This window comes from Pseudomonas endophytica (assembly GCF_001411475.1).
Lineage (GTDB): Bacteria > Pseudomonadota > Gammaproteobacteria > Pseudomonadales > Pseudomonadaceae > Aquipseudomonas > Aquipseudomonas endophytica.
Genome location: NZ_LLWH01000125.1, coordinates 1 through 2,591, shown reverse-complemented (window position 1 = coordinate 2,591; position 2,591 = coordinate 1). Strand labels below are relative to the sequence as shown.

Annotated in this window: 3 protein-coding genes and 1 pseudogene; 3 read left to right on the top strand and 1 reads right to left on the bottom strand. The window is 56.2% G+C overall.

The annotated features are described in order from the left end of the window. Positions 1 to 122, top strand: a pseudogene (locus tag AQS70_RS24030) (S24 family peptidase); the annotation flags it as partial. Then, a complete protein-coding gene (umuC, locus tag AQS70_RS09710; RefSeq protein ID WP_055102592.1) occupies positions 112 to 1,386 on the top strand; it encodes a translesion error-prone DNA polymerase V subunit UmuC in 1,275 nt (424 codons plus the stop codon). The pseudogene AQS70_RS24030 and the gene umuC, both read left to right, overlap by 11 nt. Before the next feature lie 216 nt (positions 1,387 to 1,602). Here umuC and AQS70_RS09705 read toward each other — a convergent pair whose 3' ends face one another. Further along, the gene (locus AQS70_RS09705; protein WP_055102591.1) at positions 1,603 to 2,091 is read right to left on the bottom strand and encodes a DUF2938 domain-containing protein; all 489 of its coding nucleotides are present in this window, start codon (positions 2,089 to 2,091) and stop codon (positions 1,603 to 1,605) included. 80 nt (positions 2,092 to 2,171) lie between these two features. Between AQS70_RS09705 and AQS70_RS09700 the strand changes: the two genes are divergently transcribed. Next, positions 2,172 to 2,588, top strand: a complete 417-nt coding sequence (locus AQS70_RS09700) for a helix-turn-helix domain-containing protein (RefSeq protein ID WP_055102590.1) — start codon at positions 2,172 to 2,174, stop codon at positions 2,586 to 2,588. The last annotated feature ends 3 nt before the right edge of the window (positions 2,589 to 2,591 follow it).

Here is a 2,591-nt window from a genome sequence, read left to right as displayed (position 1 = left end):
GCGGCAAGCGCGTGGTGCTGTGTTCCGAGAACCCCAAGTACCCTGACCACCATGTGTTAGAGGGCGATGATTTGTCGGTGTGGGGTGTGATCACTTATAGCGTCCGCCGCCATGGCCATTAAGCCTGCCGCGGTTTTTGCGCTGATCGACTGCAATAGCTTTTATGCCAGTTGCGAGCGGGTGTTTCGCCCCGACTTGGCTAAAGTGCCGATTGTGGTGCTCAGTAATAATGATGGCTGTGTGATTGCGCGCAGTTATGACGCCAAGCCGCATATAAAAATGGGGGCACCGTATTTTCAGATCAAGCAGCAGCTTGAAGAGTTAGGGATTGTCGCGTTCTCGTCAAACTATGCGCTGTATGGCGATATGAGTGAGCGGGTGATGAGTTTGATCGAGTCTCAGCTCCCCGCCGTGGAGGTTTACAGCATTGATGAGTGTTTTGCTGATTTGTCCGGTATCACCGACCCCAGCGAAATAGGGCGCCAGTTACGCAGCAAGATTGTGCAGTGCACGGGGATCCCGGTGGGGGTGGGGATTGCGCCGACTAAAACCTTGGCCAAGTTGGCGAATTACACGGCTAAGCGGTTGCAGGCGCGTACGGGTGGGGTGGTTAACCTGTGTGGTGAGGTGGAGCGCAACTGGGTGTTGCGCAATACGCCGGTGGCTGAGGTGTGGGGCGTTGGGCGGCGCATGACACTGCATTTGCAGGGCATGGGCATTATGACGGCCATGGATTTGGCCCGCTCTGAGCCGTGGGCGCTGCGCAAAAAGTTTAGTGTGGTGATGGAGAAAACCGCTCGCGAGTTGGCCGGTACGTCGTGTCTGGAGCTGGATGAGCCTGACCCGCCCAAGCAAGAGATCTGTTGTAGCCGGATGTTTGGAAAACGTTTGACGACCATCGAGCCGATTAAAGAGGCGGTTGCGACATATATGATGCGCGCCTCTGAAAAACTCCGCGCTCAGCGCTCTTTTTGCCGCAAGGTGCGGGTGAGTATTCGTACGGGGATGTTCAACCCGGATGAAGTTAAATACGCGAACGGTGTGGTGGTGACGTTGCCGTACCCGACCGACGATGTGCGGCTGTTGACCAAGGTCGCGGTTGATGCGGTGGAGCGAGTGTTTCGACCCGGCTTTAACTACAGCAAGGCAGAAGTGCTGTTGTTAGACCTACGCCAGCCGGGTGAATTTACCGATGATTTGTTTTCGATTAACCAGCCTGCCGAGGCGTCACGGGTGATGGCCGTGCTGGATGAGATCAACGGGCGTTGGGGGCGTGGCACATTGCGCACGGCCAGCGTGCCGAGCCATCCTGAGTGGGCCATGCGTCGTGAAATGATGAGCCAGGGGTTTACCACGCGGCTCGATCAACTGTGGCGGGTGGGGTGAACGGGCGCACCTGTCCATGGCCGGATAATCTGAGCTTGCTCGCGATCTTTTGCCTTTAAAGATCAAAAGATCGCAGCCTGCGGCAGCTCCTACCAAAGCAGAAGCAGCGCCGGTGGCACGAAAATAATCACAACAATGATCTGTGGATTGAGCTTGCTCGCGATCTTTGTTTTTAACGATCAAAAGATCGCAGCCTGCGGCAATTTGGACAAGCTCTTAATAGCGGAGCAACCACGCCGTTAGATAAACCCCGAGCCCAAACGTCAGGTGCGTGACCACGCTTCTTTGTCGCGCCAGCCACGGTTTTGCTGTCTTGGCGGCGGCAACGCCCATGCCCCAAGCCGGTTGCATGATCAGCCACGGCGCGGCAATGCTGGCCAACCCCACGCCCAAGGCCGCAAACAGCGTGGGCGTGGCCAGCCAAGTACAGCCCACTGTCATCACGAGTAAGGCTGTAAACACTAGCCCGGTCAGGTAATGAAATAGCCAGCCGACCCAGGCTTCATGTCGAGTCGGTGTAGCGCTTGCGATAGACGCGTGTCGGATCTGTCCGTCAAGCATGTGCCCTAACCAGCGCCCCACGAGGCGGTAGTCGAGTGACGCTACTGCAAACAGTCGCTTTTTGATCACCGCGACGGCATCCATAAACAGGGTTGCGCCGATTCCCACGGCTATCACTTGAACCACACACTGGAGGGTGCTCATTTTAAATATCCCTTGCTTGATGAGTTGTCGAGTTGCTTGAATCTGCGAGTGTGCAAGTTCAAGTCGACTTGAGGTCAAGCATGAAAACGTTAGGCATAGGCGAGGTTGCGAGGCGCTCCGGGGTGGCGGCGTCTACGTTGCGCTACTACGAAGAAAAAGGCTTGATCCGCTCTGTGGGGCGACGTGGTTTGAGTCGGGTGTTTGATGACGATGTGCTGGACAGGCTTGCGTTGATTACGCTCGCTCAGTCACTGACGTTCTCTTTGGAGGACATTGCCCAGATGATTGCTCAGGGCCACACAGCCCTTGATCGACAGCGTTTGTCCGCCAAGGCGGATGAACTGGACCGCACGATACAAAGGCTTAGTCTTGCCCGAGATGAACTTCGTCGAGCGGCGGTCTGCCCGGCGGCAAGCCATGTTGAATGCGCGAGTTTTCAGCGGTTACTAAAAGAGGCTGCTCGTAAGGAAACCCCTTATACACCCTCCGCCTTTTAACGT